This window comes from Halobacillus sp. BBL2006, assembly GCF_000786645.1.
Lineage (GTDB): Bacteria > Bacillota > Bacilli > Bacillales > Halobacillaceae > Halobacillus.
This window is the reverse complement of sequence record NZ_JRNX01000384.1, coordinates 1-3880: the sequence shown is the minus strand read 5'-3', so window position 1 is coordinate 3880 and position 3880 is coordinate 1. Positions and strand designations below refer to the sequence as shown.

Annotated in this window: 4 protein-coding genes; 1 reads left to right on the top strand and 3 read right to left on the bottom strand. The window is 42.6% G+C overall.

All coding sequences use genetic code 11. The annotated features are described in order from the left end of the window. The coding region (locus tag LD39_RS11910; protein WP_035546729.1) for a PTS transporter subunit EIIC at nucleotides 1-1335 on the top strand (1335 nt) is incomplete at its 5' end. Nucleotides 1336-1389: 54 nt separating this feature from the next. Here LD39_RS11910 and LD39_RS11905 read toward each other — a convergent pair. The 3 genes from LD39_RS11905 to LD39_RS11895 all read right to left on the bottom strand — a co-directional run bounded on the left by LD39_RS11905 (nucleotide 1390) and on the right by LD39_RS11895 (nucleotide 3588). Then, nucleotides 1390-2046 (bottom strand): LysE family translocator, encoded by a 657-nt coding sequence (locus LD39_RS11905; protein ID WP_035546727.1) that lies wholly within the window; start codon nucleotides 2044-2046, stop codon nucleotides 1390-1392. A 100-nt stretch (nucleotides 2047-2146) separates the two neighbouring features. Beyond that, on the bottom strand, nucleotides 2147-2647 hold the full coding sequence (locus tag LD39_RS11900) for a cupredoxin domain-containing protein (protein WP_156112631.1): 501 nt from the start codon (nucleotides 2645-2647) through the stop codon (nucleotides 2147-2149). 50 nt (nucleotides 2648-2697) lie between these two features. Further along, nucleotides 2698-3588 carry an RluA family pseudouridine synthase gene (locus LD39_RS11895; protein WP_052158842.1) on the bottom strand — a complete coding sequence of 297 codons (891 nt, stop codon included), beginning with the start codon at nucleotides 3586-3588 and terminating at the stop codon, nucleotides 2698-2700. Nucleotides 3589-3880: the final 292 nt, after the last annotated feature.

The window sequence follows — 3880 nt, the reverse complement described above, 5'->3', positions numbered from 1 at the left end:
ATCGGTGTCGCCATTGGATTAACAGGCGGCTCAGGAATTGCTGCGCTTGCCGCCCTGTTAGGCTACATTATTATGAATAAAACGATCTCTTTTGCCTTAGGAATTACACCAAAAATGGTTTCTGAAAGCGGAGAATATGGAATGGCTCTTGGAATTCCGACGCTTGAAACCGGGGTTCTCGGAGGCATTATTGTCGGGTTGCTCGCGGTTTGGGTATACAATAAATTCCACGAATTCGATCCTCCAGAAGTGTTAGGCTTTTTTGCGGGAGACCGTTCTGTAGGAATAGTTATGGTCTTCACTTCTATCTTTTTAGCCCTAGCCATGATGGTGGTTTGGCCGCCAATCCAAACTGGCATTAATGCTGTTGCAAACGTCATTGCCAACGGCTCAACGAACCCTCTTTACATCGGGCTTTACGGTTTTCTTGAACGAGCCCTGATTCCGACTGGTCTACACCATATATGGTACGCTCCATTCTTGTGGACCTCTTTAGGTGGCACGACTGAAGTTGCAGGGAGTATGGTTTCTGGAGACCAATATATCTTCCTGGCGCAGATTGCTGAAGGAGTTGAAGTGACCGCTGGACGTTTCATGGCTGGTAAATTCCCTGTCATCATGTTCGGCTTACTGGGTGCAGCTTTAGCGATGTACCGTCGGGCCGATAAGAAAAATCAACCAGTAGTAAAAGGCATGCTGATTGCAGCTGCAGGTACGGCCTTTTTGACAGGAATTACAGAGCCGATCGAATTCACGTTCTTGTTTGTCGCTCCTCTATTATTCTTGTTCCACGCACTGCTTGCCGGAGTTTCTTTCGCAGTTATGTATATGCTTGATGTGCATCTCGGATGGGCAGGCGGCTCTGGCCTGATTGACTTCGTATTAGTCAACGCCATCCCAGGCACAGGAAATTGGTGGATGAACCTCGTCGCCGGGGCTGTATTCTTCGTCATCTACTACTTTTCTTTCTCATTTGCTATTAAAAAATGGGATCTTGCTACTCCAGGACGTGGCGGTCAGGAGAACAAGCTATATACTAGGAAAGACTTCAATGAAAAGAAAAAAGGCACCAAATCAGAACAAACAAAAGAAACTGCCGCAGCAATCATGGAAGCTCTTGGTGGAGAAGAGAACCTGAAGCATGTGGATGCTTGTTTTACTAGGCTGCGAGTCGAAGTAGCCAAAGTAGATCAAATTCAAGAGGAACGCCTGAAAGAACTAGGAGCAGCTGGTGTTGTGAAAGTCGATCACAATATTCAAGCAATCTTCGGTGGGCGTTCTGACCTTTATAAAAATGAAATCAACCGCATACTAAAAGACTCCCATGCATCGTAATTAAAAAGGGCCTTCTACTCTCATTGAGTAAAAGGCTCTTTTATATTCAACCAGTTACCCCCACATCATCAAGGCTAACTCTACCCCTTTATATCCAAATCTAATTCCGAACCCTATTAACACTAAACTTGCTACTCCATGAATCCCTCTTAATATAGCCTGATTTGCTAAAAGACGTCCGAAATGTGTGGTAAAAGCAAGGTTCACATTCCATAGCCCTATGCCGATGAACACAAGGGAGCTAATCAAAAACGAATGAAATAAATTCTCCTCTTGAAAAGCCCCGCTTAAAACTGATCCATAGATCCCAATCCAAAAAATTAAATTCATTGGATTCGTTCCAGCAATCAGAAACCCTTTTATGAAAGAAGACCTTCTAAGCTTTACCACTCCAAGATTATCCTCTAAATGGTTATCCCTTGTTTGGTTTGACTGGGAAGCAAATAGACTTGTCCACCCTGTATGTAAAAGAACGATACAACCAACGAGCATGAGGGTCATCTTCACCCATGACCATGCCAATACGGATGCAATGCCCAGGAACATCGACCCCATCAGCAAAAGGTCTGAAGACATCCCGCCTAGACCTACAAATAATGCTGGCCAGAACCCGAACGCTAGTCCTCTTTTTATAATTTCGATATTGATCGGACCGACAGGGGCTGCAATCGATAAACCCAGAATAATATAACCAACAGTGGTCGTTATCATTAGGCTCCCCCTAACTTGTACACTTAATTTAGTACATGTCAAAGGAAAGGAAAATAGAACAATAAAAAAAGAGACAAGAGCTTGTCCCTTTTTTATCGTTTTAGTCCACCACGATATAGGCAATCATAGGTCCGTTGGATGCAATGTCTGAGTGAGTATTACAAATCAAGCGATAAATGCCTTCTTTGTCAAACTTTAAATCTACTACTGTTTCTTTTCCTTGCTGCACGACACCTCTCACTTCAGTCCCTTCAATAGAAAAGGGATGCTCTTTTCCATTCACTCCGTAAATGCTTAATTTGAAAGGCTCCCCTTTTTCTACAAAGATCGTTCCTGGATCCCATCGATAAGCTTCAATTTTCTTTCCATCCACTGTTTCTGCCTTAAACTCCCCTGTAACGAGATTGATGATACGCGGTTCGTTAATCACCGGTTCTGTTGATGTAGTCAGGGCGCCTTTCCAAAAGAAACCACCTAAATAATAGGCAGCAAAAGCGATGAGAACAGCCCCTACAATCCAGCCGATTTTCCTTGCCGACAAAATAATAGCGTTCAGTTGGATCCCTCCTATAGTACGTTTGCTAATATATATGCAAACCATCCATAAGAAGTTGTCTCTTTTTTAAAATGACTATACTACTTGTTTTTACGTTATTTTGATGTAGATAAGAAACTTTTAGGTACAGGTGATTGAAAGCGGAGATTCTCTCCAGTCCTCGGATGAATAAAAGCAAGCACCTCGGCATGTAAACCCAGCCGTTTAATCGGGTTTGTGTTGGCCCCATATTTTTTATCCCCGACAATTGGATGACCTAAATCTTCCATGTGCACACGGATTTGATTTTTTCGTCCAGTTTCTAAATGAACATCCAATAAGGTGAAGTTCTTATTGTACTGCTTAACTTTATAATGAGTGACTGCAAGCTGACCGCCGTGAGGATTTGAACTAGAATACATTTGTAAGGATTTGCTTTCTTTTAGATAAGAAGTGATTGTTCCGTCTTTCTGTTTTAAAGTTCCTTCTACGAGTGCCACGTACTTCCGTTCTTTCACCATCCGTTTCCATGATTCCTGAAATTTCAGTTTCACTTGTTCACTTCGGGCGAACACCATGACACCAGATGTATCTTTGTCTAAACGGTGGACAATGAAGATGCGATTTTTTGGATTGACGCTCCTCACGTAGTTCATTAATTGACGATGGGCTGTTAATTGTTTTTCTTTTGGAGAGGCCATCGACAGAAGCCCTGAGCTTTTATCGATAACGATGATATCCTCATCTTCGTGTAAAATCTTCATTCCTTGCAAGGACGTCTGTCGTTTAGAAACTTTTGATTTGATAACCTCTACGGTTTGTCCACGCTCAAGCTCAAAGTTATGTTTTGTTTGCACCCTCTTTTCAACGACCACCTGTCCACGTTTCAATATGGACTTGACCGAGTTTCGACTGGTTGTTGACAGGGTTTCTAATAGAAAAGGTAATAATTCCTGTGGTTGCTCCACTTTATATATAGTTGAACTTATTTTGTTTTTACGAGCCATTCTTTTCCTCCACAATCGTTTTATTTAGTTTACCATCACCCCTACCTAAAAACACTAAAAATAAATGATCCGATTATTTTATGTTTCATGGTAGTTGTTCATTGATCTTGTTCGATTAAAGCTCCTTATTGTTGAAGAATCAGTTTCGAGACTTTTATGTGTGAGGATGGTGGCGGGGAAAACGACTCCCTTTCCGCGGACATGCGCTGAGTCTCCTCAGGCTCCGCCTTCCGGGGCCTCATCTGTCATGCTCATCCCTCTCTATATCCAGTTCCAGCGCCTAGCGGCTAGT

Coding starts and splice junctions, on each gene's coding strand:
- LD39_RS11905 (WP_035546727.1), bottom strand. CDS start 2,046: ATGATAACGACCACTGTTGGTTATATTATTCTGGGTTTATCGATTGCA.
- LD39_RS11900 (WP_156112631.1), bottom strand. CDS start 2,647: ATGGTTTGCATATATATTAGCAAACGTACTATAGGAGGGATCCAACTG.
- LD39_RS11895 (WP_052158842.1), bottom strand. CDS start 3,588: ATGGCTCGTAAAAACAAAATAAGTTCAACTATATATAAAGTGGAGCAA.